At 36.7% G+C, this 24,005-nt stretch carries 24 protein-coding genes; 7 read left to right on the forward strand and 17 right to left on the reverse strand.

Annotated elements, in window-relative coordinates; translation table 11 throughout:
- Positions 1-132: 132 nt before the first annotated feature.
- From ACIQX2_RS10095 to ACIQX2_RS10115, 5 genes are all read right to left on the reverse strand, one after another.
- Positions 133-1,110 carry a PstS family phosphate ABC transporter substrate-binding protein gene (locus ACIQX2_RS10095; RefSeq protein WP_402849516.1) on the reverse strand — a complete coding sequence of 326 codons (978 nt, stop codon included), beginning with the start codon at positions 1,108-1,110 and terminating at the stop codon, positions 133-135.
- Positions 1,111-1,450: 340 nt separating this feature from the next.
- Positions 1,451-3,652 carry a peptidoglycan D,D-transpeptidase FtsI family protein gene (locus ACIQX2_RS10100; protein WP_402849519.1) on the reverse strand — a complete coding sequence of 734 codons (2,202 nt, stop codon included), beginning with the start codon at positions 3,650-3,652 and terminating at the stop codon, positions 1,451-1,453.
- A 125-nt stretch (positions 3,653-3,777) separates the two neighbouring features.
- Complete coding sequence (locus ACIQX2_RS10105; protein ID WP_402849521.1) at positions 3,778-4,386, reverse strand: superoxide dismutase; 609 nt, start codon at positions 4,384-4,386, stop codon at positions 3,778-3,780.
- Positions 4,387-4,506: 120 nt separating this feature from the next.
- Positions 4,507-4,986: a DUF456 domain-containing protein gene (locus ACIQX2_RS10110; protein ID WP_402850511.1), complete on the reverse strand. Its 480-nt coding sequence runs from the start codon at positions 4,984-4,986 to the stop codon at positions 4,507-4,509.
- The gene (locus tag ACIQX2_RS10115; protein WP_402849524.1) at positions 4,986-6,617 is read right to left on the reverse strand and encodes a Na/Pi cotransporter family protein; all 1,632 of its coding nucleotides are present in this window, start codon (positions 6,615-6,617) and stop codon (positions 4,986-4,988) included. Before ACIQX2_RS10115 ends, ACIQX2_RS10110 begins: the two co-directional genes overlap by 1 nt.
- Positions 6,618-6,791: 174 nt before the next feature.
- Here ACIQX2_RS10115 and ACIQX2_RS10120 point away from each other — a divergent pair, with 174 nt between their 5' ends.
- From ACIQX2_RS10120 to ACIQX2_RS10135, 4 genes are all read left to right on the forward strand, one after another.
- On the forward strand, positions 6,792-7,292 hold the full coding sequence (locus ACIQX2_RS10120) for a DUF1189 family protein (RefSeq protein WP_402849526.1): 501 nt from the start codon (positions 6,792-6,794) through the stop codon (positions 7,290-7,292).
- Positions 7,293-7,341: 49 nt separating this feature from the next.
- On the forward strand, positions 7,342-7,662 hold the full coding sequence (locus ACIQX2_RS10125) for a hypothetical protein (RefSeq protein WP_402849529.1): 321 nt from the start codon (positions 7,342-7,344) through the stop codon (positions 7,660-7,662).
- Between the two features lie 94 nt (positions 7,663-7,756).
- Positions 7,757-8,881, forward strand: coding sequence for a flavodoxin-dependent (E)-4-hydroxy-3-methylbut-2-enyl-diphosphate synthase (ispG, locus tag ACIQX2_RS10130; protein ID WP_402849532.1), 1,125 nt, complete (start codon positions 7,757-7,759; stop codon positions 8,879-8,881).
- A 12-nt stretch (positions 8,882-8,893) separates the two neighbouring features.
- Positions 8,894-9,472, forward strand: a complete 579-nt coding sequence (locus ACIQX2_RS10135; RefSeq protein WP_402849535.1) for a hypothetical protein — start codon at positions 8,894-8,896, stop codon at positions 9,470-9,472.
- 171 nt (positions 9,473-9,643) lie between these two features.
- On the opposite strand, the gene ACIQX2_RS10140 is transcribed toward ACIQX2_RS10135, so the two are convergent.
- Genes ACIQX2_RS10140 through ACIQX2_RS10150 form a run of 3 tightly spaced genes read right to left on the reverse strand, consistent with a single transcriptional unit; the run spans position 9,644 to position 11,663 of the window.
- Positions 9,644-10,054 (reverse strand): Fur family transcriptional regulator, encoded by a 411-nt coding sequence (locus ACIQX2_RS10140; protein WP_402849538.1) that lies wholly within the window; start codon positions 10,052-10,054, stop codon positions 9,644-9,646.
- Positions 10,051-10,899 carry a metal ABC transporter permease gene (locus tag ACIQX2_RS10145; protein WP_402849541.1) on the reverse strand — a complete coding sequence of 283 codons (849 nt, stop codon included), beginning with the start codon at positions 10,897-10,899 and terminating at the stop codon, positions 10,051-10,053. The genes ACIQX2_RS10140 and ACIQX2_RS10145 overlap by 4 nt, the downstream gene beginning before the upstream one ends.
- A complete protein-coding gene (locus ACIQX2_RS10150; protein WP_402849544.1) occupies positions 10,896-11,663 on the reverse strand; it encodes a metal ABC transporter ATP-binding protein in 768 nt (255 codons plus the stop codon). The genes ACIQX2_RS10145 and ACIQX2_RS10150 overlap by 4 nt, the downstream gene beginning before the upstream one ends.
- Positions 11,664-11,850: 187 nt before the next feature.
- Here ACIQX2_RS10150 and ACIQX2_RS10155 point away from each other — a divergent pair, with 187 nt between their 5' ends.
- Complete coding sequence (locus ACIQX2_RS10155) at positions 11,851-12,027, forward strand: hypothetical protein (protein ID WP_402849547.1); 177 nt, start codon at positions 11,851-11,853, stop codon at positions 12,025-12,027.
- A 283-nt stretch (positions 12,028-12,310) separates the two neighbouring features.
- Here ACIQX2_RS10155 and ACIQX2_RS10160 read toward each other — a convergent pair whose 3' ends face one another.
- Both ACIQX2_RS10160 and ACIQX2_RS10165 read right to left on the reverse strand, forming a co-directional pair.
- Positions 12,311-13,195: a deoxyribonuclease IV gene (locus tag ACIQX2_RS10160; RefSeq protein ID WP_402849550.1), complete on the reverse strand. Its 885-nt coding sequence runs from the start codon at positions 13,193-13,195 to the stop codon at positions 12,311-12,313.
- Positions 13,196-13,207: 12 nt separating this feature from the next.
- On the reverse strand, positions 13,208-14,506 hold the full coding sequence (locus ACIQX2_RS10165) for a DEAD/DEAH box helicase (protein ID WP_402849553.1): 1,299 nt from the start codon (positions 14,504-14,506) through the stop codon (positions 13,208-13,210).
- A 104-nt stretch (positions 14,507-14,610) separates the two neighbouring features.
- Between ACIQX2_RS10165 and vrrA the strand changes: the two genes are divergently transcribed.
- Both vrrA and ACIQX2_RS10175 read left to right on the forward strand, forming a co-directional pair.
- The gene (gene vrrA, locus ACIQX2_RS10170; RefSeq protein WP_402849556.1) at positions 14,611-15,093 is read left to right on the forward strand and encodes a VrrA/YqfQ family protein; all 483 of its coding nucleotides are present in this window, start codon (positions 14,611-14,613) and stop codon (positions 15,091-15,093) included.
- A 67-nt stretch (positions 15,094-15,160) separates the two neighbouring features.
- Positions 15,161-16,138 carry a 4-hydroxy-3-methylbut-2-enyl diphosphate reductase gene (locus ACIQX2_RS10175; RefSeq protein WP_402849559.1) on the forward strand — a complete coding sequence of 326 codons (978 nt, stop codon included), beginning with the start codon at positions 15,161-15,163 and terminating at the stop codon, positions 16,136-16,138.
- Positions 16,139-16,564: 426 nt separating this feature from the next.
- Here ACIQX2_RS10175 and ACIQX2_RS10180 read toward each other — a convergent pair whose 3' ends face one another.
- The 7 genes from ACIQX2_RS10180 to dnaG all read right to left on the reverse strand — a co-directional run bounded on the left by ACIQX2_RS10180 (position 16,565) and on the right by dnaG (position 23,936).
- Positions 16,565-17,683, reverse strand: a complete 1,119-nt coding sequence (locus ACIQX2_RS10180) for a Nif3-like dinuclear metal center hexameric protein (RefSeq protein ID WP_402849562.1) — start codon at positions 17,681-17,683, stop codon at positions 16,565-16,567.
- A gap of 3 nt (positions 17,684-17,686) precedes the next feature.
- Complete coding sequence (locus ACIQX2_RS10185; RefSeq protein ID WP_402849565.1) at positions 17,687-18,376, reverse strand: tRNA (adenine(22)-N(1))-methyltransferase; 690 nt, start codon at positions 18,374-18,376, stop codon at positions 17,687-17,689.
- Positions 18,377-18,464: 88 nt separating this feature from the next.
- Positions 18,465-18,833 (reverse strand): cytochrome c550, encoded by a 369-nt coding sequence (gene cccA / locus ACIQX2_RS10190; protein WP_402849568.1) that lies wholly within the window; start codon positions 18,831-18,833, stop codon positions 18,465-18,467.
- A gap of 152 nt (positions 18,834-18,985) precedes the next feature.
- The gene (locus tag ACIQX2_RS10195) at positions 18,986-20,125 is read right to left on the reverse strand and encodes an acyl-CoA dehydrogenase family protein (RefSeq protein ID WP_402849571.1); all 1,140 of its coding nucleotides are present in this window, start codon (positions 20,123-20,125) and stop codon (positions 18,986-18,988) included.
- A gap of 183 nt (positions 20,126-20,308) precedes the next feature.
- Positions 20,309-20,866, reverse strand: coding sequence for a hypothetical protein (locus ACIQX2_RS10200; RefSeq protein ID WP_402849574.1), 558 nt, complete (start codon positions 20,864-20,866; stop codon positions 20,309-20,311).
- A gap of 87 nt (positions 20,867-20,953) precedes the next feature.
- On the reverse strand, positions 20,954-22,078 hold the full coding sequence (rpoD, locus tag ACIQX2_RS10205; RefSeq protein WP_093060623.1) for an RNA polymerase sigma factor RpoD: 1,125 nt from the start codon (positions 22,076-22,078) through the stop codon (positions 20,954-20,956).
- 28 nt (positions 22,079-22,106) lie between these two features.
- Entirely contained in the window at positions 22,107-23,936 is a 1,830-nt protein-coding gene (gene dnaG / locus ACIQX2_RS10210; RefSeq protein ID WP_402849578.1) for a DNA primase, read from the reverse strand.
- Positions 23,937-24,005 lie beyond the last annotated feature (69 nt).

The raw sequence follows: 24,005 nt of genomic DNA on the forward strand, positions 1-24,005 counted from the left end.
TAAGCTCTTGTACCGAAAACTTTTCAGCACTCTGCTTTTGACCCACGGTGAATCCCCCTTTTACCAAAACGCAAGAAATGAGTAGCAGGAGCTACCCATTCCTTACCTTTTAACGTTTACCTATTTTGCAGCTTATTTTAAACCTTCTAGAGTAGATAGACCCTTATCATACTCTGCATCCGGAAGTCGTACATATCCAACTGCTTCCGCCATATCTCCAGCATTTTCAAGAGAATATTGAATGAAATCATATAATGCAGCATTTTCTGCAAGAGCCTTGTTGCTCACGTATGTGAATAGTGGGCGTGAAAGTGGAGAATATTCCCCTGATTCAATTGTTTCGTTATTAGGCTCTACACCATTAATTTTAACAGCTTTAAGAGTATCTTGGTTCGCTAAGTAGTAAGCGTAACCGAAGAATCCAATAGCATTTTTGTCCGCTTGTACACCTTGTACTAATACATTATCGTCCTCAGAAAGTGTTGCAGCTTTTACTAAATCTGCTTCATCAAGAACTACCTCATCAAAGTAGTCATATGTTCCTGAATCTGTACCAGGAGAGTAGAAAATAATTTCTTCTGCTGGCCAATCTGGATTGATATCAGACCATTTTTTAGTCGTTCCATCTTCGATCCACATTTTCTTTAAATCTTCAATTGTTACATCTTCAACCCAATCATTATCTTTACTTACTACTACTGTTAACCCGTCGTTAGCAAGTTTAAATTCTGTAAAATCAATTCCAGCTGCATCTAATTTTTCTTTTTCTTCGTCTTTAATTGGACGAGATGCATTCGAGAAATCTGTTGAACCAGCGATGAATTTTTCAAATCCGCCACCTGTACCAGATACACCAACAGTTACTTGGACTTTTTCTTGAACTCCCGCATATTCTTCTACAAGAGCTTCCATGATTGGAGCTACTGTACTTGAACCATCACCAGAAACTTGTCCTTCAAGAACTGCTTCGTCTTGAGTATCACCTGTTGCAGCTTCTTCTGTTTTTGTATCAGTTTCAACTTCGTCTTTAGTTGTGTCATCTCCACATGCTGCTAGTGCAAGTGCAGAACCAACCATTGTTGTCATCATAAAATACTTCCAGCTTTTCATCAGGTAAATCCCCCTATATGTTTTGTTTTCTTTTTCTTACATGCTTTACTTTAAAGGTTGTATGTTTAGTCGGTATGAATGTCATGTAAAGCTTTTGTAAAGAGAATTACTGATATTATTCCAAATTTCTACACGATTATTCACCAAAATAACAAACCAGGTAAATAGACACCCGATTCTAAGATTAGCGTTTATTTCCTCTCCGAGTGGATATTAGTAGTTATATTAAATAAAAAAGTTACATGATTCCAGTGTTCACGGGTTACTACTATATATTTTTTTTTATAATAAAAAAGGAAGTGATTTACTCACTTCCTTTTTCTCACTAGCACAGTGATCGTTATTCTGTTTCTTCTTCATCAATTTTAGCATTTGTAAATGCTGGTTTAATCAGTGAACTTGAAGTTGAATCGTCTGTCGCTTTTGCATTATTTTTTTGCTTGATTTCAAAATATTTATCGACAAGTCTCCGTGCGATTGGTGTGGAATAATTTGTCTTATAAACAGATTCCACCGAAGCGTGCGGAATAACAAGTGCATAGGCTATTTCCGGATTGTCATATGGAGCAAAACCAACATGCGTTAAGTTTACAGTCCCAAATGTTCGCCATAAGTCAGCATCAAAGTAGCTAGCTTGGGCAGTCCCTGTTTTACCTCCACCGGTAAAGGGAGCGTCTGCAAAGGCGCCTCTTGCAGTTCCTCTAGAGCCAAAATACACTTGCTTCATGCCTTGCCGAACCCGCTCAATTTCCTCTCGCGTGTTATCTACTGTATTTAATATAGTAGGAGTCATTTCTTTTACTACTTTGCCTAACCGGATACCATCCTTAGAAGGCTCTCTAATCTCCTTGACTACGTGAGGTTGAATTCTATTACCACCGTTTGCTAGAGTAGAAACAAATTGAGCAAGCTGCAATGTAGTGTACGTATCAAACTGTCCAATACTTAAATCTAGCAGCTTACCATCCTCGTATCCTCCCGTGCTTCCGGTTACCTCTCCGGGCAGGTCAATACCAGTTAAAGCACCGAGTCCAAGTTGAGCATAACCACTTCTCATTTTAAGAAAGGCATCTGTCCCAAAGTTAATCGACTGATTCGGTCGATAAGTACTACCAGCTACTCCAAATGCAGTTTTGAACATATATACGTTGGAGGAGCGTTCTAGCGCCTGGAGATCATTCAATCGAATACTACCAGATCGATTGAATACAGAGCTTTTAGGTTCCGAACCCTTAATCCTGATTGGTTCATCTATTAAATAGGATCCGATTTGATATACTCCCTCACGGTAACCTGTAAGAATAGTTCCTGGCTTCACAGTTGAACCAACCTCATATGCATTAGTAAACGCACCAAATGCATAGTCATTAATTTCTTTAATACCTGTTTTCTCATTTTTATCAATTCGCTTACCTACTAATGAAAGTACTTCACCAGTATACGGGTCTAACATGATAAAATAAGCATTTTTTAAATATTGGGCACCATAGTTTTTGCTTAAATTTAGCAATTCTTCCGCAAGAATTGCTTCATGTGCTAATTGAATTTCACTATCCATTGTTAACACTAGATCTTTTCCAGGTTCTCCTTCGAACACCGTTTGAATATCAATAACTCTTCCTTTTCCATCGGTGATATTTTTGACAACACTTTTTTGACCTTGAAGAACTTCCTCATACTGTTGTTCAATATAACTTGTCCCTACACGATCATTACGTGAATAGTCTCGTGATAGAAAATAATCTAGACGGTCTTTTGGAATACCTACTTTTGGTAATGTCGTGGATCCTAGTATTGCTAGGGAAGAGGTTTTTACTCTTCTCCAATCGGTTGTCGTGTTTACACCCTCTAGATCACTTAGTCTTTCAGAGACCCGGGCAAACTCTTCCACTGTGACCTCTTCTTTTACATCATCACCTTTAATAATCTGAGGAGATAATGCATATCCAGAGGCCATTTCACGATAAATTGCAATTATTTCTAATTCTTCTGGACTAAAGGAATTCAGTTGCTCCTCCGTAATTCTACTTCTAGTCAAACGATCAATTTCTCTATTGAGATCTTTCTTATCTATAGTTTCGTCCGCTGCTATTTTTTTCCGTTCTTCATCTGTCACTAACTCTAGTGCTTCTTCAGGATACTTTCGCAGCCAGTAGTCCTGCAAATCGCTCTTCGTAATTCCTTTTGCATTTTTTTCTATTAACTTACTTAAAATCTCTGCAATTTCATACATTTGTTCCGATTTTGTTGTTTGCATTTTTGTAAACGTTATCGCTCTTTGTGGAAGATTGTCGACCATTATTCGCCCTTCACTATCGAAAATTCTACCACGAGGCACACTAGTATTCACAGGGACTTCCTCGGTCCGGGCTAATTCTCGCGTGAAATCTTCCCCCTTAACAATTTGAAGAAAGCCTAAGCGAAGTATAAGCATTGTAAATAATACAAATATCGAGAAAAACAGTATGTTCATACGAAAAGTAATGTTTGCACGTTGTTTTGCCTTCATATTTTGAGCACGTTTTTTTGGATTTTTTCGCATGAGTTCACCTTCTTTGTTAAAAAATTTGCTATGTACAGTGTAACATAAAAAGCACACACTTTTAGACGAAAAAGTGTGTGCTTGGTTTCATTAGTTTTGCAAGTTATACTGCTAAATCAAAATAATTATTTTGCAGCAGCGAAACGTTTTGAAACTTCATCCCAGTTTACTACATTCCAGAAAGATCCGATGTAGTCTGGACGACGGTTTTGGTAGTTTAAGTAGTAAGCATGCTCCCATACATCTAAACCTAATAAAGGAGTTTTACCTTCCATAATTGGTGAATCTTGATTTGCTGTAGAAGAAACTTCTAATTCACCGTTAGCTACTGATAACCAAGCCCAGCCAGATCCAAAGCGAGTAGTAGCTGCTTTAGCGAACTCTTCTTTGAATGCATCAAAGCTACCAAATTTTGCATCGATTGCTGTTGCTAAATCACCTGTTGGATTTCCTCCACCGTTTGGCGATAGAATTTGCCAAAATAGTGAGTGGTTAGCATGTCCGCCACCATTGTTGCGAACAGCAGTACGAATTGCTTCAGGAACAGCATCTAAATTAGCGATTAACTCTTCCACTGATTTTTCTTGTAGGTCTGAATGATCTGCAAGTGCATTATTTACGTTTGTCACGTATGTGTTGTGGTGTTTAGTGTGATGAATATTCATCGTTTCTTTGTCGATATGTGGTTCAAGTGCATCGTATGCGTAAGGTAATTCTGGTAATTCATATGCCATTTTTATTTCCTCCTAAAGAATATTTTAGAAAATTCTTTTCCATGTATTAGCGTATCAAAATATGAGGAATCGTTCAATTAAAATAACCTAAAATAATTTTAATCATACTTTTGACTGAACTTATACAAAGAATATAAACACAACGAGCATAATGATTAAGACGATAATTTTGACTACAGATGAAGTTAAGAATCCGATTAAAGATCCTACCCCTGATTTAATAGCTTGTTTTACACCATCTCGTGTAACGATTAATTCCGCAATTACGGCACCTATAAACGGACCAATTAAAATACCTGCGACTGGAATCACAAATGGACCAAACAACAGTCCAATAGTACTTCCCCAGACCCCTGCTTTGGTTCCACCAAACTTTTTGACCCCAAAAGCATTTGCCGCCATATCTGCACTAAACAATAGAAGCACGAACAGCACTTGAATTACCCAAAACAGCCATGTTAGCTCAGTAAAGGAGAAAAATAAACCATACACCACATATCCCAATAGCATAAACACTACGGAAGGGATTATTGGATAAAAAGTTCCAATAAAGGCGACGATGAAACATAATACGATTAATATCCAACCAATAATTTCTATCATATTCGTTTACCTAACACTCCCTCCGCAATATTAGAAGCGTGATCACCTATACGCTCTAAATTGCTTAAAATATCCACGAACATAATTCCTACTTGTGCGGAGCATTGACCCTCGTTAACACGTACAATATGATTTTTTCTAAATCTGCGTTCCATTTTATCAATCACATCTTCCTGTTCAGCTACACTTTGCGCTAATTCGACATCGCTCGTATCAAATGCTTCTAAGGCATTTGCAACCGTAGTTATCGTAAGCTCGAACATTTCCGAAACATCTTTTATAGCATCTTCTGTAAGAATTAAATGATTTTCTTCTCTATATTCGATTAATTCAATAATATTTTCAAAATGATCGCCTATTCTTTCAACATCACGTACTGTATCCATTAGAATATTATGTCTAGTTGAATCCTGTACAGTCAAAGGCTGAGAAGAAATCTGAATGAGGTAATCAGTAATTTTTTGATCTAAATGATTTAAAGCGTCTTCTAGTTGATAGCCTAATTCTGCCTCTTTTTTGTTATTCGTTATTAAGTATGAATAAGTCGTTTGAAGTCCTTGCACACTTAATGCACCCATGCGTAAAATTTCCTCTTTCGCCTGTCCGATTGCAATGGTTGGTGATTGATCAATAAAATGAACATCTAAATGCTTTGGTTTATATTCAATCGAAACATCTTCCCCTGGTATAAGTTTAGTAACTAGGAAAGCCCAAGCACCAATAAGCGGAAACTGTATAATAGTATTTGTTATATTAAATGTACCATGAGCAAAGGCAATTTGCATTTTATGTTCCAAATCTAGCACACTGGAAATCCATTCAATATAAAGCGTAAAAGGTGTTAAAAAGATTAAAAATATGACCATACCTACTACATTAAATAGGACATGTGTCGCTGCAGCACGTTTAGCTGCAACTGATGCACCTAAAGATGCAAGTACTGCGGTAATCGTAGTACCAATATTATCTCCAAATAAAATAGGAAGAGTGCTTTGTAAGGAAAGTAGATTTTCTGCATAAAGGCCTTGAAGAATTGCAACAGTAGCACTTGAACTTTGCACGATCATCGTGAAAATTGTTCCTGCCATCACCCCAAGGATAGGTGTATTACTCATAGTTAATGCTAAATCAGAAAAAGTGGCCATTTCACTCAGCGGCTTCATCCCATCACTCATAAACTCGAGACCGAGAAATAATCCACCTAAACCAAAAACAATTTCTCCTATATGTTGAATTTTATTATCCTTAAAGAAAAACAGAAGAAATGCTCCCACCGCCATAATCGGTAAAGCATTGCCACCAATATCGAAGCCGATGATAAAAGCTGTAATAGTTGTTCCAATATTAGCACCCATAATGACACCAATTGCTTGTCTAAGATTCATAATCCCTGCACTTACCAATCCAACTGTTATAACCGTAGTAGCTGAGCTAGACTGTATAAGAACCGTAACCACAATACCAACTAAAACACCCATTAAAGGGTTAGATGTAAACTTATCTAAAATATTTCGAAGTCTATCCCCCGCAGCTTTTTGAAGTCCATCTCCCATATATTTAATGGCGAAAAGGAAAATACCCAGTCCCCCCAAAAATTGAAAGAGCATTTCCTGCCAATTTAATTCCACTTCATTCTCAACTCCCAGTTTAGACAATTTTCGCATACAAACTTATTATTCATTAATTATGAATGCTATGTAAATAGTATATATCATCATTTACAATTTCTTAACAATGCGAAAATTACATTTTGTCTTCCTCCATCCTTTGATGTTAGAATAGTGAGGAAAGGGTGACATTACTTGAGTTTATTTCAACTATTTAAATCTAGCTTTACTAGTCCTAAAAAAATCGCTGCATTTCGACTTATTCCGATTGGTAAAGTGATGCAATATATATTTAGTTATATATTTATCATGTCCATTATTTCCTTTGTTTTTTTTATCAATGGAATTTCTGACCAACAACAAACAATGGAGGGGTTATTAGAGTACTTTGCGCAAATTCAATGGCTTTTATATCCATTTTCCTTTTTGTTCTTATTTGTATTGAATACTTTATTTATCTTTGTTCGCATTAGTATATTAGCATACATAGGCAGCATCATCCTACGCATTAGAAATAGAAAAGGAGAATTTCGGCATATTTGGAGGACGGCTCTCTTTGCCAGTACAATTCCATTGTTGTTATCTATCATTTTTGCGATTTTGCAGTTTTCGAATAACTATATTCAACTCCTAATCTATATATTGAGTTTAGTAATAATTACTTTTGCAACGAAATACTATCCAGTTAAAAGATAATACATAGTTCCCCCTCATCTTGCATAAAGTACGGTAAGGGGGTTTTTATATGAAAATATTCGTCGCAACTATTCTATTACTCATTTCGTTTTATATCGTAAAAGTAGATTTAATCGAAGGAACGATCCCACTTGCATACTCTATTCAACCAGTTGAATGTGACAAGAAATTAGATTATATTACAGTAGAAATTATGGCTGGAGATTCACTACAATCCTTATTCTCTCTCTATCCTTCCGTCGAATCTATCTCATTCACAGAGAGATTAGCAGACTTTTATAATCTTAATCCTCATTTTATTAATCAGTCTTTTAAAATAGGAGAAAAGGTTTTATTGCCTACCTATACAGCTTCAAAAGAATGTAAATAATGTAAAGTAGAGCGTTCTTTCTTGTCATTTCATTCGAAAGACTGATAAAATGATGAATAGTGATGGCATTTAGCCTCAAGAAGGAGAGATTTTCATGAGCGGAATAATTCATCGTTCCAAAACTCGTCCAGTTCGGGTTGGAAACTTAACAATAGGTGGAAGCAATGAGCTATTTATACAAAGTATGACAACAACAAAAACACATGACGTAGAAGCTACAGTTGCTGAAATCCTACGATTAGAGGAAGCCGGCTGTCAAATCGTACGTGTCGCGTGTCCAGATGAACGCGCAGCGTATTCTATCGGAGAAATCAAAAAACGTATTAACATCCCATTAGTAGTGGATATTCACTTTGACTATAAGCTAGCACTTATTGCAATTGAGCAAGGTGCTGATAAGATACGTATAAATCCAGGTAATATTGGACGTAAAGAAAAAGTCGAAGCTGTTGTCAATGCAGCTAAAGCAAAAGGTATTCCAATTCGTATTGGGGTAAATGCTGGTTCGTTAGAAAGAAAAATTTTAGAAAAATACGGCTACCCAACTGCTGATGGAATGGTAGAAAGTGCGTTACATCATATTAAAATTCTAGAAGATTTAGACTTTCATGACATCATCGTCTCTATGAAAGCTTCAGATGTAACTCTAGCTGTAGAAGCTTATCGTAAAGCGGCAGAAGCATTCGACTACCCTCTTCACCTCGGAATAACTGAGTCTGGAACACTATTCTCTGGTTCGATCAAAAGTGCTGCTGGATTAGGAACACTGTTAAGTATGGGTATCGGTAACACAATGCGCGTGTCCTTAAGTGCTGACCCAGTAGAAGAAATAAAAGTTGCTCGCGAATTATTAAAGGTTTTCGGACTATCTTCTAACTCCGCTACTTTAATTTCTTGTCCTACTTGTGGACGTATTGAAATTGACTTAATAAAAATTGCTAACGAAGTGGAAGAATACATCTCAAACATTAAAGCACCTCTTAAAGTAGCAGTACTTGGCTGTGCAGTTAATGGTCCTGGAGAAGCTCGTGAAGCTGATATTGGAATCGCAGGTGCACGTGGAGAAGGTCTGTTATTCATGAAAGGCAAAACAGTTCGAAAAGTTCCTGAAGAAACAATGGTAGATGAACTAAAAGTGGAAATAGATAAACTTGCCGCAGAATATTTTGCAAATAAAGAACTAGAAGAAAAGCAAAACCAAGAAAAACAACAAGCGTAAGGAATGATGCAATTGACGAATATACGATTTGGTATCGATATAGACGGGACAGTAACATCCCCTACATCTTTGCTTCCACATATAAACGAAGCATTTAAATGTAATTTACAGCTAGAGGATATTAAAGAATACGATTTAACAAAGGCTTTTCCAGTAAGTGAAAAGGATTTCTACGAATGGTTTAAGAAAGCAGAACCGGTCATATATGCAACTTCCCCTATTCAACCCGATGCACATGCTGTATTATCTGCATGGAAAGAAAAATACGAGCTGTATTTCATTTCAGCTCGGGGGGATAATGTAATGGATGTTACGTTAGATTGGTTCAAGCAACAAGAACTGTTATATGATCACATTGAATTAATAGGAACCCATAACAAAATTGAAACTGCTCGAAGACATGGTGTTCATGCTTTTTTTGAAGACAAACATGACAATGCAGTAGAAATTAGTGAGGAACTTGATATTCCAGTGATATTATTTAATACTCCGTATAATCAAATGCCAGCTCCTAATCGCGTTATCCGAGTAAATAACTGGATCGAAGCGAATAACTGGATTGAAAAGGAATTTTCCATGTCTATTAAATAAAGTTAAGGCTAGTACAAAACTTTATTCAAAAATAATAAGCCCCGAAAATTTTACGATTAGTAAAGTTTTTGGGGCTTTCTATTAGGTTTCAACTATACTCGTTTTCGGTACGACGGACGCTTTCCGGGGGCACGGTTAGAGCCTGTAGTCTCTCTCAGCCTCTTTCTAAGACTAATGACAGGAAGGACAATTCCCGTAGATTTCAAATTTATGATTCTCTATCTCGTAGCCAGGTATAGCATTTTGCAGTGCTTCCATTGGACAATATGGAATTTCTTTAATATTGCCACAGGACATGCAGATAAAATGATGGTGATGATGATCCGCTTCACATTGCATTCTAAAATGCTTTTCCCCGGTTAGCTCGGTTTCTTCCAAAATACCCAAATCCACAAATGTGCTTAAATTTCGATAAATTGTATCATAGCTCATCCCTGGATGTTCTTTTTTCATCACATTTAATATATCTTTCGCTGTTATATATTTTTCCGTTTCTGAAAAAATACTGAGTATTTGTTCGCGCTTATCTGTTTTTTTGAACCCTTCATTTTTAAGAATATCCCAGGCTTTTTCTATATTCAATGAGAAACAGCTCCCTTGCTTCCTATCTTTTTAGACAAAATAGTTAGAAGTAAAATGATAATCGATGTAACAACAATTGTTCCACCTGGTGCTAAATCTAAATAGAATGCACTTACTAAACCAACAATTACCGATAACTCTCCAAATAATAAAGATAGAATAATTGCTTGTTTAAAGCTTTTGGAAATGCGCATAGCAGCAGCAACTGGCAATGTCATGAGAGAAGAAACGAGTAAGATTCCAACAATTCGCATCGATCCCGCGATGACTAATGCAGTCACAATCATAAATAATACATGAATCCATTTGGCTGGAAGTCCAGATGCCTTCGCATATTCCTCATCAAATGAAAGAACAAATAACTCCTTAAAAAACAAACTTAGAAAGATGATTACAATCAAAGCAATACCGATAATAATCCATAAATCTTGACGACTTACGGCAGAAACAGAACCAAATAAATAACTAAATAAGTCAGAGCTAAACCCTTCTGCCAACGAGATAAAGATTGCTCCAAAACCAAGACCTGCAGACATGATGATTGGTATTGCAAGCTCCTCATAATGTTTATATAATCTTCTCAATCTCTCTATAAACAATGAGCCTGTTACAGATGCAACAATTCCTAAATATAGCGGGTTTAGTAACGCTAATGCTCCAACAGACTGGCTTAAATACAAGCTACCTGCTATACCGGCTAATGTGACATGACTGAGAGCGTCTGCTATTAATGAAAGCCTACGGACAACGATAAAAACACCTAATAGTGGAGCGATTAAACCAATGATTAAGCCAGAGGCAAAGGCATTTTGTAAAAATTCATAGTGAAAAATAGACTCGATCATGATTTTACCTCACTTTGATGTTCGACTTTACGAACAGCATGTCCATACCAAGCTTCTAACTGTTCCTCACTCATTTGATCCATATCATTTTTAAAGCCGTGAAAATGTATTCGCTGATTTAAACATGCCACGTGGCTAATACTCTTGGATACAGCATCTACATCATGTGTGACTAAGACGATTGTAATATTATGTTCCCGATTTAAGTGGCTTAACATATTATAAAACGATTTTACATTTTTACTATCTACACCTACGGTTGGTTCATCTAGGATTAATACATTTGGATTACTGATTAACGCTCTTGCGATAAAGACCCGCTGTTGCTGTCCCCCAGAAAGGTCACCTATATTTTTCATAGAGAAGTCTTCCATCCCAACAGACTTTAAAGCTGATTTTACTTGCTTATCAACATTTGCAGGAAATCGATGAAATAATCCTGTTTTCTTAACTAAGCCGCTTCTTACTACCTCTTTTACAGTAGCAGGAAAACCTGTATTGAACGAATTGGATTTTTGTGAAACGTATCCAATACGCTCTTTGTCTTTAAACTGGTTAACCGGCTTTCCAAAAAGAAGTACTTCGCCTTTTGTCGGTTTTAATAATCCAAGGATTATTTTCAACAAGGTTGATTTTCCCGAGCCATTAGGTCCAATAATCGCTAGAAAGTCCCCTTCTGCAATAGTTAAATTGATATCGGTTAATGCTTTAGTTTGTTCGTATTGATATGAAATATTATGTAAGTTGATCAATGGGGTTCCCATTATTATTCCTCGATTCTAATTAAGAATGATTACGATTTACAAAGATATAGTATAATCCTAAATCCAACATGTGTAAATAAAAATTGCTTGAAAGGATGTTTTTCTGGATATTCATAAATTTATTCAACAGCTACAAACATGTACGCTAAAAGAGTTTAAAACGATTGTAAAAGGGTTCGATATTCAGTTGTCAGACAAAGAATTGAAAGGGGTTCATCCTCTATTAAAAGAAATTTCACTTTCCTGGATGGTCTTTGGAGTACCCTTAGCCATCCAACAAAAATTGATCCAAATTCTCGGGGAACAGCGTGCAATGGACCTTTATAAAGAAATAAAAGAAAAGGCACCAACTTCTTTTAGATAAAAGAAGAGGTATCCTATTTTGTAAGGAAGTATGAAGAAAGTAGATTTTCTCTTATAATATTGGAATTAAATAGAAATAGTATGTGTTTACTAAAAATAGAAGTGAAATAGCTAACGTCATAAGATTACCGAAAAAAGGGAGACTGGTTGAGACATCTGCCTCAACCAGCCTCCCTATAAAATTACCCTGTATTGTATTGCAGAACGTCTGTCCAAAGTTCTTCGAAAACGAAAGTAACAGAATTTAACCTTAAAGGACCGGGCATGTCTTTTACCCGGTTTTCTTAACGTAATGCGTCGATAGCTTCCGGGTTAAATTGTTTAGTTCGAAGCATTTCTATCTCATATTTGTATGGGGCTTCCTTCGATTTAGCATCTACACCTACAAACGGCGTTTCTAAAATTTTCGGTAGCTCCATCAATTGTGGATGATGCACAATATATTGTAATGCCTCAAATCCAATTTCACCAAAGCCGATATTTTCATGTCGGTCTTTTGCTGCTCCACAAACATTTTTACTATCATTAATGTGAAGTACTTTTAAACGATCAATACCAATTATCTTATCAAACTCATTTAAGACCCCATCAAAATCTTCGACGATATTATAACCAGCATCGTGAATATGACAAGTGTCCATGCAAATAGATAAACGATGATTGTTTACAACACCATCAATAATTTTGGCAAGTTCATCGAAAGTGCGCCCACATTCTGACCCTTTTCCAGCCATTGTTTCTAAAGCAATTTGAACGGGGAATTCAGTTGATAGCACTTCATTTAAACCTTCAACAATTCTTGCAATACCAGCATCTGCTCCAGCTCCCACATGGGCTCCTGGATGCAGAACAATTTGAGTGGCACCAATATGCGCAGTTCTTTCAATTTCTTTTTGTAAAAACTCAACACCAAGAGCAAAAGTCTCGGGTTTTGTCGTATTTCCTAGATTGATAATATAAGGAGCATGTACGACGATATTGGACATCCCATTTTCTTTCATATGTGCAATACCAGCTTCAATATTCAATTCTTCAATTGGTTTTCTTCTAGTATTTTGTGGTGCTCCTGTATAAATCATAAAAGTATTTGCACCATATGATGCAGCTTCTTTACTCGAACTCAGTAGCATTTCTTTACCACTCATAGAAACATGTGATCCTAATAACATAATAGCAACTCCTTATTTCTTACGGTTTTTAATGCGTCTCTCTCTTTTCTTAACTTTATCCATTTCCCATTTCATATTACGCTTGTAGCCTGGTTTTACCTTTTTAGGCTTACGTACTTGGGCTTTAGCTATTGCATCTATTTCATTTTCATTTTTCGTGCGGTTTTTTCGTGCGTGGCGTTCCTTAAGCTCTGACCATTCTCCATTAATCACATCTTTATGTTCAAGAGGAATCCCCATTTTCTCAAGGCGCACTAAAGCATCTTCGTCAGATGGTTCGTAAAGAGTAATGGCAATACCAGTCATTCCTGCACGAGCGGTTCTTCCGACACGATGAACAAAAAACTCTAAGTCATCTGGTATCTCATAGTTAATAACATGGCTGACACCTGGAATATCAATCCCACGTGCAGCAAGGTCTGTTGCTACAATATATTGAAATTCAAGATCGTGTATTTGCTTCATCACACGTTTACGATCACGTGGAGATATATCTCCATGGACTACGCCTACTTTAATACCGTTCCCTTGTAAATAGTTCGCAACTTCATCTGCATGTTGTTTCGTATTTGCAAATATAATAGCTAAGTAAGGATTTATACCTTCTATTACATCAAGTAAACGTTTCTTTCTAGATTTGCTTCGAACTGGAGTTACGATAAATTCAATACCCTCTGCAACTCGGCGTTTTTCCCCTATTTTTATATGAACAGGTGAATCCATATATTTTTTTAAGAACGGCTGTAATTTTTCTGGAATAGTAGCAGAAAATACGTACATTTCTAATTTCTCAGGCATACGAGATGCAAATTGATCAATTTCATTGATAAAACCTAGATCGAAAGCTAGGTCAGCTTCATCGACGACTAAAACATTTGCAGTATGAACAAGTAATGCTTGCTCTACTGCCAGGTCACGAAGTCTACCTGGTGTTCCAACAACAATCTGTGGTTGTGTTTTTAGTTTTTCAATTGCACGAGCTTTGTCCGTTCCACCAATAAATAATTTTGTTTGAATTTCTGTGCCTTCTACTAGCTTGTTCAACTCATTATAAATTTGTGTTGCAAGCTCTCTTGTTGGTGATGTAATAACTGCTTGTACTTCTTTTTTACTAGCATCTATTTTTTCAACAATTGGGATCAAAAAACTATGTGTTTTTCCTGTTCCAGTATGTGCTTGACCAATCGCACTTTTCCCCTTTAAAACAAGTGGAATCATTTCTCTTTGAATTGGCGTTGGTTCTTGAAAGCCTAATTTTTCGATTGCATCTAGCAAAAAAGGCTGAAAACTATAATCTGTATATTTTGACATTCTACGTCACTCCCTCACATTTCTTTATTGTACCACGATTGTACATAAAACGTATAATTTGCATAGAATAGAATAGTCTTTACTGTTCGAAAGGAGTTGAAAAAATGCGCTATCAATCTTTTTATCCATTTGCTCAAAATCGAGGAAATGATTTTTTTGGCATGTCAAATCCTAGTCCTCAAAATGTTCCGAATAATTCCTTCCAATTCTTTGGAGGGAATCAGGGTCCTCCGCCTCCTTCACCTACAGGACCAGCGACAAATTTTTTTAGTCAGTTTCAATCTGCTCCCACAGGAGGCTTTCAACAGAGCCAACCAGTGTCCAAAACAATGGGTTACTTGCAAACAGCAGACAAATTTTTAAATACGGCTCAGCAACTTACACCAATGGTTAGACAATTCGCTCCAATGATACAAAATGTTCCAGCTTTGTTGAAATTATATCGTGGTTTTCAGTCTGTTCCAGCTGCTACACCTACGGCTGCCGCTAATGTAAGTACTGCATCCACAGCCGCAAGAGCAGCTAATACCGCAGCATCTGCAACAAACGGAGCTTCCATCCCACGAATATTCCAGCCACCAATTTAATATTTTGTATTCATCTATTTGCTCCGTTATAATATGAGTATGCTCGTATTGAAGGGAGTTACAAAAAATGATTGTACAAAAAATTTCGCCTAGAGGATACTGTTATGGTGTAGTGGATGCAATGGTTATTGCTCGAAATGCTGCATTAGACACTTCTCTTCCAAGGCCTATATATATTTTAGGAATGATTGTTCACAATAAACATGTAACTGATGCATTTGAGATGGATGGAATAATTACTTTAGACGGAGAAAATCGCTTAGATATCTTATCGAAGGTAGATACAGGTACGGTTATATTTACTGCACACGGTGTTTCCCCTGAAGTGAAAGAACTAGCTCGTCGAAAGGGATTAGTTTCTATAGATGCAACATGTCCAGATGTCACCGTTACACATGACCTAATCCGAGAAAAAACAGCAGAAGGCTATGACATTATTTACATCGGCAAAAAAGGACATCCAGAGCCTGAAGGTGCGATAGGTGTAGCTCCTGACAAGGTCCATTTAGTTCAAACCTTAGAAGATGTTGAAAATTTAACAATTTCAGCAGATAAATTACTCGTTACCAATCAAACGACGATGTCTCAATGGGATGTTGTGGATCTGATGAAAAAATTAGAAGAAAAATTTCCACATGTTGAAGTTCACAAAGAAATCTGTTTAGCTACGCAGGTTCGACAAGAAGCTGTTGCTGAACAGGCTGGAGAAGCTGAACTTTTAATAGTAGTTGGTGATCCAATGAGTAATAATTCTAATAGACTGACTCAAGTTTCAGAGGAAATAGCTGGAACTCCTTCTTATCGAATTGGCGACATCTCTGATTTAAAATTGGAATGGCTGGACAATATTTCGCATGTAGCTGTAACTGCAGGAGCATCTACACCTACTCCTATTGTCAAAGAGGTTATTCAATTTTTAGAAAAGTATGATCCGAATGATCCTGAAACGTATGATACAACGAAAAAAACAGCAGCAGAAAAGATTCTACCTAAAATTAAAATACCAAAACCAGTAAATCGTATTGAACCTTATACCGTTAACTAACAAAAGCTGCTCATTATAGAGCAGCTTTTTTCACAAGTTGTAATTATAATACAGGATAATACTTCAGATTTCGGTTTCAGGCCGACGCTATCCGTGGGCATGGCTTCAATATCCTCGTCACTACGTCCTGCGGGGCTTTCAGCTCAAAGAAGAGAAGCGGGCGAAATTGTATATTCAAACGCTTCTTCTAGTTTTCTAAACTGGTCATTACATATTCCTAAAAGATTTAAGTGCGAAGGAAAACTAATCGCTATAAGATTACCAAGATAACTAGGCTGGTCGTGACGTACTTCACGACCAGCCTAGTTAAAAATTTAGATGGTAGTATTTGCCGCTAGTTTTTCCTAAGCCCGCTGAAATAGCTAGAGACAGGTTTTTGAACTTAAAGTACGGATCGCTTATGGCTGGCTATACTAACATGCCTTGTTAAATTAATTGAAATGGTTCGGTTGAGATTTTTGAAGGGATGAATTCAACTGCGAGCTTGTTTTCCACACAAACCTTTGTCATATACTCCGCAACACCCGTTTTCATAATTTGTTCCACATGATGTCCTGGATCAATAACCGATAACCCAATAGCCTCTGCGTCCTGTGCAACATGGAAATAGAGATCACCTGTTATAAACACATCTGCACCTGCTCTTTTAGCTATCTGAATATATTTATTGCCATCTCCACCAAGCACAGCTACCTTTCGAACTTTCTTCGTTAAATCACCTACAACTCGAACAAATGGAACGTTTAACTGTTGCTTCACTAAATGTGCATAATCACCTAATATTTGTTTTTCAGGCAATATACCAATTCTGCCTAGTCCTTTAATATTTACTTCTGCTTCCAGCAACACTAAATCATAAGCAGGCTCTTCATAAGGATGAGTTGTCAATAAAGCTTTTAATATTTTATTTTTCATCGAAACAGGAAAAACTACTTCCACTTTATCCTCTTCTACAACAGACAATTCGTTCGCTTGTCCAATATAAGGGGTTGCCTCCTCTAAAGGCTTAAACCTTCCCTCTCCCCTAGTAGTAAAGCTACAGCTATCATAATCACCGATTTTACCTGCTCCAGCGGTGCTTAATGCTGCTCTTACTGCTGCTGTTGACTCTTTGGGAGTAAATACTGCTAACTTCATCAGCTGTTCCGAGAAAGTTTGCTCTAGAATCTCTATATTTTCTAAATGTAGAGCAGAAGCGAGCAAATCATTTACTCCCCCTTTTGCGATATCTAAATTCGTATGTGCAGCATATACGGCAATATCATGCTTGATCAATTTCTCGATTAGTATTCCTTGTGGCAAATCTGTTCGCATATTTTTTAATCCTCTAAAAATAGGTGGATGATGTGCAATGATAAGCTCGCAGCCATTTGTAATTGCTTCTTCTACTGTATCCAGATTTACATCTAACGTTACTAAAATTTTAGTTACTTTTTTATTTAGTGTGCCAACTTGTAAACCTACTGGATCTCCATCGACCGCTAACGATTTAGGTGCCCATTGTTCGAAAAGGGAAATAATATGTTGTGCATTTGTTTCCTTCATCGTTTATAAAATCTCCTTTACTAAGGCAATTTTGTTTTCAAGCCCCTCTTTCTTTTGTTGAACCTCTGTGCCTTCTAATTTGTTCAATTCGTTTACAATTCGTTGCCATTCATTCAGTTCCGTATTCCATTTTTTTTGGAACACTGGAGATTTTTCTTCACCTAAAATGGGACCAACTAATAACTCTTTTTCCGATAAACTCATCATGCCTTTTTTTAACACAAGAATTTCATAAATTTTATCGTGTTCCTCTAGAATTACTTCGTTTTCTATCTTCCAGTGTTCTTGAATTGCCCATTCTCGTATAGCTTTTGCATGTATATTTGGTTGTAAAATGAGAGTTTCTACTTTAGTGAGTTTTTCTTTACCAGTCTCTAATATAGAAGCAATGAGTGGACCACCCATTCCAGCTATCGTAACCGTTTGAACATTATCCGCATCGGAAATTACCGCCAAACCGTTCCCGAAACGGACATCGATATTTTTCTCGAGACCCTCACTTTTCACCTGTTTCTGGGCAGATTCGAATGGACCTTTTACAACCTCACCAGCAATTGCTTTTGTAATGACTCCTTCATGCACTAAAAAACATGGCAAATAAGCATGATCACTACCGATATCCGCTAAAATAGTATTTTCATCTACAAAGGAAGCGACTGTTCTCAGTCTTTCCGATAATTTTTTTGCATTCATTGTTTCAACACCTCTTCAATAGCTATTATAGCAAAAAAGAAAAAAGACCTCGATTCTTTTACAGAATCTAAGGTCTTTTGTTTAAATACTATTCTAAAGATTTAACCCATGCCGCCATAGCATCAATGTTTTCAGCAGGTACTAAACCAGCTGGCATTGCACCTCTACCTTTTGCTAAAACGTCTTTAATTTCATCTTCAGATAATGCAGTTCCTACTAATGCAGGAGCAGCTCCAGTTCCTTCATAACTGTTACCATGACAACCGATACATTTTCCTTGTGCAAAAGCTTCTGGATCAAATTCTCCAGCTGATGCTTCTTCACCGCCACCTTCAGCATGCTCTTCAGTTGCAGCGATTTCTTCTTTGTTACCTACACCGTCTAAAGACAAGAAGAAAATTAGACCAATACCAAAAGCCATAATTAAGATAAATGGAATTATTGGATTTCTTTGCATAGTTAACCCTCCCTTTTAATACAATCTTTTCTAATATAGAATTAGTCAACATTAATATTGTACTGCATTCTAGAGAAAACTAAAAGTCCTAGGGGAGAAGTTTTCTTACTTTGTGACAATTTAGACATAATTATTCGAGTAATTTCTACAAATTAACAACCTATATGTCGAGCAATTACCATTCTTTGTATTTCAGAAGTACCTTCACCAATTTCAAGTAATTTAGCATCACGCATATATCGTTCTACCTCATACTCTTTCATATAACCGTATCCACCATGTATTTGAATAGCCTGATCTGCTACTTCCATTGCAATTTCGGATGCATATAGTTTACACATTGATGCTTCTTTACCAAATGCACGACCTTGATCTTTTAACCATGCTGCTTTGTGTACCATTGTGCGTGCAAGCTCAATTTTCATAGCCATATCTGCCAATTTAAATTGCGTTATCTGAAAATCAGAAAGGGCTTTACCAAACTGCTTGCGTTCCTTAGAATAACGAAGTGCTCTTTCAAAAGCTGCTTGTGCAATTCCTACTGCCATGGCACCTATGCCAATTCGACCACCATCAAGAGTAACAAGGAATTGTTTAAATCCATTCCCTCTCTCACCTAACAAGTTTTCTTTAGGCACTCGAACATTTTCTAATACTAGTTCCGTTGTATTAGATGCATTCAGTCCCATTTTCTCGTAATTATCGATAACAGAGAAGCCTTCTGAATCCGTTGGCACAATTATTGCAGAAATTTCTTTTTTTCCATCTTTGATATCAGTAATAGCTGTTAATGCTAGGTGTTTTGCATAACTTGCGTTCGTTATAAAGGCTTTGTTTCCATTAATCACAAAATCATCGCCGTCTTCTTTTGCAGTTGTTTGTGTACCACCTGCATCAGATCCTGCGTTAGGCTCAGTTAAGCCAAAAGCTCCGAATGATTCTCCTGTACAAACTGGAACCAAGTATTTTTGTTTTTGTTCTTCTGTACCATATAGATTTAGTGGAGCACCACCTAACGATATATGTGCAGAATAGGTAATACCTGTTGAAGCACATGCCCTACTCAACTCTTCCGTTACGATTGCAAAACTAACTGTATCTGCTCCTGCTCCGCCATACTCCTCTGAAAACGGTAAGCCCATCATCCCCATGTCGGCTAACTGTTTAAAGATTTCTTTTGGAAATGCTTTCGTTTTGTCGCGCTCAATTGCTCCTGGCGCTACAACCTCATCCGAAAACTCACGAATTGTCTTTCGGATCATTTTATGTTCCTGTGTCAAATCAAAATTCATTTCTTCCATCCCCTTTGTAAATAAAAACGCTTACATTTCTATTATACTAAAAATACTAGAAATTCAAAGAAGATTTATAATTAGAGACGCATCCACTATAGGACTGCTCATTAGAAAAAGCCGACAATTAAGCACTAAAGTGAATTATTGTCGACTTTTAAAATTATGTAAAATCGTAAAAAATTAATAGAAAACAAAATAACCAATTATCATTAACAATCCTAAAACACCAGAAATGCTAAAATAAACGAGTTTCATTAGTAATCCAGAAAAAAGCCATAATAAACAATTCCCTAAGATCAGCCCGATTAACACTAGGGGATAATCGACAAAATAGACATCCCAAACTTTAAAAGACAATCCTAATAACAACAGCGCAGAAAATACAAACAGTAGTGGTGCCATGATAGATTTATTTTTTACTAGTTTCACAGCCATAAATAAAAAAGAGAATATAACAATGGCAACAGCAAAAATGGGTATAATAACGGCAGTTGTCACTACAAACAACGATGCTAATAATACAACAGTTATCAAACCAACAATAGTATACAAGATTAAATCATATTTTCTTTTTTTGGCTAAAAGTGCATGAGAAGCTTTCTCTGTATGCTCATCAGCCTGACTTTCTCCCTGTGCATATAAAGCTAGCAGAAAATCACAATAATGCTCCGGTAATAAATTATTTTTTTTCCAGAATGCAATTTCGTTCATTATAATTTGCTTACGCTGCAACGACATATCTAGTCCTCTTTTCATCTGGTAAACCCAGTATTATAAGAATCATAGAATATAGAAAAAGACATCCATAGCGGATGTCTTCCATTCTTATTCTAAAAAGTCTTTCAGACGTTTACTTCTAGAAGGGTGTCGCAGTTTGCGCAAAGCTTTTGCCTCAATTTGACGAATACGCTCACGCGTTACTCCAAAAACTTTACCTACCTCTTCAAGCGTTCTTGTACGACCATCATCTAGACCGAAGCGTAAACGTAATACATTTTCTTCTCTGTCTGTAAGCGTATCTAAAACATCTTCTAATTGCTCTTTTAGAAGTTCATAAGCAGCGTGATCAGAAGGAGATTGTGCATCTGCATCTTCGATGAAATCACCTAAATGGGAATCATCCTCTTCCCCAATAGGAGTTTCTAAAGAAACTGGTTCTTGCGCAATTTTTAAGATTTCGCGAACTTTTTCTGCAGGCAAGTCCATTTCTTCTCCAATTTCTTCTGGAGAAGGCTCACGACCTAAATCTTGCAATAATTGACGTTGAACACGTATTAGTTTATTTATGGTTTCTACCATATGCACTGGAATACGAATCGTTCTAGCTTGGTCAGCAATTGCACGAGTGATTGCCTGACGAATCCACCAAGTTGCATAAGTACTAAATTTGAACCCTTTACGATGATCAAATTTCTCTACCGCTTTGATGAGCCCCATGTTACCTTCTTGAATAAGGTCTAGAAATAACATGCCACGGCCAACATAACGTTTCGCAATACTTACAACTAAACGAAGGTTTGCTTCTGCTAGACGTTTTCTAGCTTCTTCATCCCCTTGCTCAATACGCTCAGCAAGAGCAACCTCTTCTGAAGCCTTAAGTAAGTCTACTCGACCAATTTCTTTTAAGTACATTCGAACAGGATCATTAATCTTAACGCCAGGTGGAACACTTAAATCGTTTAAATCAAAAGTCTCTTCTTTCCCTTTCATTAAACGATCTAAATCCTCTTCGTCTCCATCTTTACGGCTTAGTTCAATATTTCTACCTTCAAGATTATCGATAAATTCTTCGATTTGATCTGATTCTAATTCAAAAATAGCGAGCTTTTCTGCTATATCATGATACGTTAGTTCACCATTTTTTTTACCTAATTCGATTAATTGTTTTTTTGCTTCTTCTAATGATAATTCAATATCTGTTTCTTTTGTGCGTTCAGACTTGTCCGCCATAAGAATTCCTCCTTCTACTACCGGATAGTTACTCTAAAGTTTCCAACGACTTTTTTAACTGAATCGCTTCTTTAGCCAGCTCCAATGCCTTGGAAATATCACTCATTTTCTCTGCTTCTTTTGCTTCATGTAACTTACGATTAATACGTAGTTCAATCCGGTATTTTCGTATATGGCGCAAACAGTCCATGACTTCCTCTGTCTCATGCTCTGGATCACGTTCTGCGAGCGCTGCTTCCATTACTATTTTTCTTAACTCTGCATCATTTAAAACTTCTAAAAAACGCTGATAATCTCCATCTGGATACTCTTCGTAAAATCCAGTTAAACGAACAAATACCACTTCATAAGCATCTCTGATAAAACATTGATCTTCCAAGTTTCTTCTTGCTATATCAATTACACTAGGATTATGAAGCATATGGGACAGTAAAATTCGCTCCGCTCTTTCGTCTGCAGATATTGCTTTCTTTATCTTCGGAATTTCCGATTTATTAGGAAGGGGTATAGAAGATTCCTGTTTAGATTGCTTTGCTTTTTTTCCGTGAATTTTACGTAAATGCTGGTAAATAGCTTCTTCAGATACATTTGTTTCTTGTGAGAGCTGACGAATATATAAATCACGTTCCACGGAAGAACTTCTATCACTCAGTATTTCCAATATCTCTTGGATATACTGTAAAGTATCATTTTCATTATTAAAATTTTTGTCTCTTTTCGAAACAATCATCATAAATGATAAATAGGAATGCGGCTTCTCAATAATCTTAGTTCTAAATGCTTCTTCCCCGTAGTTATTAATGTAGTCATCTGGATCCATTGCATCTGGTATAATGGCAATTTCCGTTTGTATTTGCTTGGCCTGTAAAGCGGTAGAAGCTTTTTTCGCTGCTTCCATTCCGGCGCGGTCACCATCAAAACAAAGCGTAACTTGAGAAGTTAGTCTATTTAGTTTCGTTATATGAGAAGACGTCAAGGCGGTACCCATTGTTGCAATTCCATTCTCAATACCAGCCTTAGATGCTGCAATTACGTCAAGAAAACCTTCAAAAACCACTACATTCCGTTGTTTTCGAATAGCTAATCTTGCTTTATCTAAGTTATAGAGCACCTGGCTTTTTTGAAATATAGGAGACTCTGGGCTATTAAGATACTTCGCTTCGTTTTCATTCTTTTCGAGTATTCTACCGGAAAAAGCAATAACATGTCCTGTTTCATCAAAAACCGGAAACATTATTCTCCCACGAAACCGATCAAAATACTTTAATTCATTCTCTTTTCGGATAATAAGCCCAGTTTTCTCAATTTCTTGTAAATTCATACCTTTACGTTCAAGTAAGGTAGTTAAAGCATCCCATTTTGGTAAGGACCATCCGATTTTGTACTTTTCGATAATCTCTTTCGAAAACCCTCTTTCCTCCAGATAATGTAAGGCATTTTCTCCTTCCTCGGTATGAAGCAGTAAATGATGAAAGTAATCACTTGCAAATTCATGTGCTTTTTTCATCAGAGAAACCTCTTTAGAGACAGGTTCTTTCGTCACTCTATCGTCCGAGGAACTTTCTTCAATAGTCAATCCAATTCGACTACCAAGTCTACTTACAGCATCTTGGAAGGAAAGATTTTCAATATCCATTAAAAATGTAATTACATTTCCACCCGCTCCACATCCAAAGCAATGAAAAATTTGCTTTTCATGTGTAACTGAAAAAGATGGCGTCTGTTCACCATGAAAAGGACATAAACCAAAGTAGTTTCGGCCTCTTTTAGTAAGTTGAACATATTCGCTTATGACGTCGACAATATCATTGTTATTCCTAACTTGTTCGATTAACTCTTCTTCTATACGACCTGACACTTTTTCACCATCTTTACTTGCTCTACTTTAATAATTCGTGAAAGGAAAGAAAAATCCTGCAAGAATCGA

Origin of the sequence: Psychrobacillus sp. NPDC096623 (assembly GCF_044762655.1) — a bacterium.
GTDB lineage: Bacteria > Bacillota > Bacilli > Bacillales_A > Planococcaceae > Psychrobacillus.

Excerpts from the sequence above, each read along its gene's own strand:
- ACIQX2_RS10180 (WP_402849562.1), bottom strand. The coding sequence starts at position 17,683 with ATGAAGGAAACAAATGCACAACATATTATTTCCCTTTTCGAACAATGG.
- ACIQX2_RS10100 (WP_402849519.1), bottom strand. The coding sequence starts at position 3,652 with ATGCGAAAAAATCCAAAAAAACGTGCTCAAAATATGAAGGCAAAACAA.
- ACIQX2_RS10195 (WP_402849571.1), bottom strand. The coding sequence starts at position 20,125 with ATGAATTTTGATTTGACACAGGAACATAAAATGATCCGAAAGACAATT.
- ACIQX2_RS10165 (WP_402849553.1), bottom strand. The coding sequence starts at position 14,506 with ATGTCAAAATATACAGATTATAGTTTTCAGCCTTTTTTGCTAGATGCA.
- ACIQX2_RS10125 (WP_402849529.1), top strand. The coding sequence starts at position 7,342 with ATGAAAATATTCGTCGCAACTATTCTATTACTCATTTCGTTTTATATC.
- ACIQX2_RS10150 (WP_402849544.1), bottom strand. The coding sequence starts at position 11,663 with ATGGGAACCCCATTGATCAACTTACATAATATTTCATATCAATACGAA.
- ispG (WP_402849532.1), top strand. The coding sequence starts at position 7,757 with ATGAGCGGAATAATTCATCGTTCCAAAACTCGTCCAGTTCGGGTTGGA.
- ACIQX2_RS10145 (WP_402849541.1), bottom strand. The coding sequence starts at position 10,899 with ATGATCGAGTCTATTTTTCACTATGAATTTTTACAAAATGCCTTTGCC.
- ACIQX2_RS10105 (WP_402849521.1), bottom strand. The coding sequence starts at position 4,386 with ATGGCATATGAATTACCAGAATTACCTTACGCATACGATGCACTTGAA.
- ACIQX2_RS10095 (WP_402849516.1), bottom strand. The coding sequence starts at position 1,110 with ATGAAAAGCTGGAAGTATTTTATGATGACAACAATGGTTGGTTCTGCA.
- ACIQX2_RS10175 (WP_402849559.1), top strand. The coding sequence starts at position 15,161 with ATGATTGTACAAAAAATTTCGCCTAGAGGATACTGTTATGGTGTAGTG.
- vrrA (WP_402849556.1), top strand. The coding sequence starts at position 14,611 with ATGCGCTATCAATCTTTTTATCCATTTGCTCAAAATCGAGGAAATGAT.
- rpoD (WP_093060623.1), bottom strand. The coding sequence starts at position 22,078 with ATGGCGGACAAGTCTGAACGCACAAAAGAAACAGATATTGAATTATCA.
- ACIQX2_RS10200 (WP_402849574.1), bottom strand. The coding sequence starts at position 20,866 with ATGTCGTTGCAGCGTAAGCAAATTATAATGAACGAAATTGCATTCTGG.
- ACIQX2_RS10160 (WP_402849550.1), bottom strand. The coding sequence starts at position 13,195 with ATGTTATTAGGATCACATGTTTCTATGAGTGGTAAAGAAATGCTACTG.
- cccA (WP_402849568.1), bottom strand. The coding sequence starts at position 18,833 with ATGCAAAGAAATCCAATAATTCCATTTATCTTAATTATGGCTTTTGGT.
- ACIQX2_RS10185 (WP_402849565.1), bottom strand. The coding sequence starts at position 18,376 with ATGAATGCAAAAAAATTATCGGAAAGACTGAGAACAGTCGCTTCCTTT.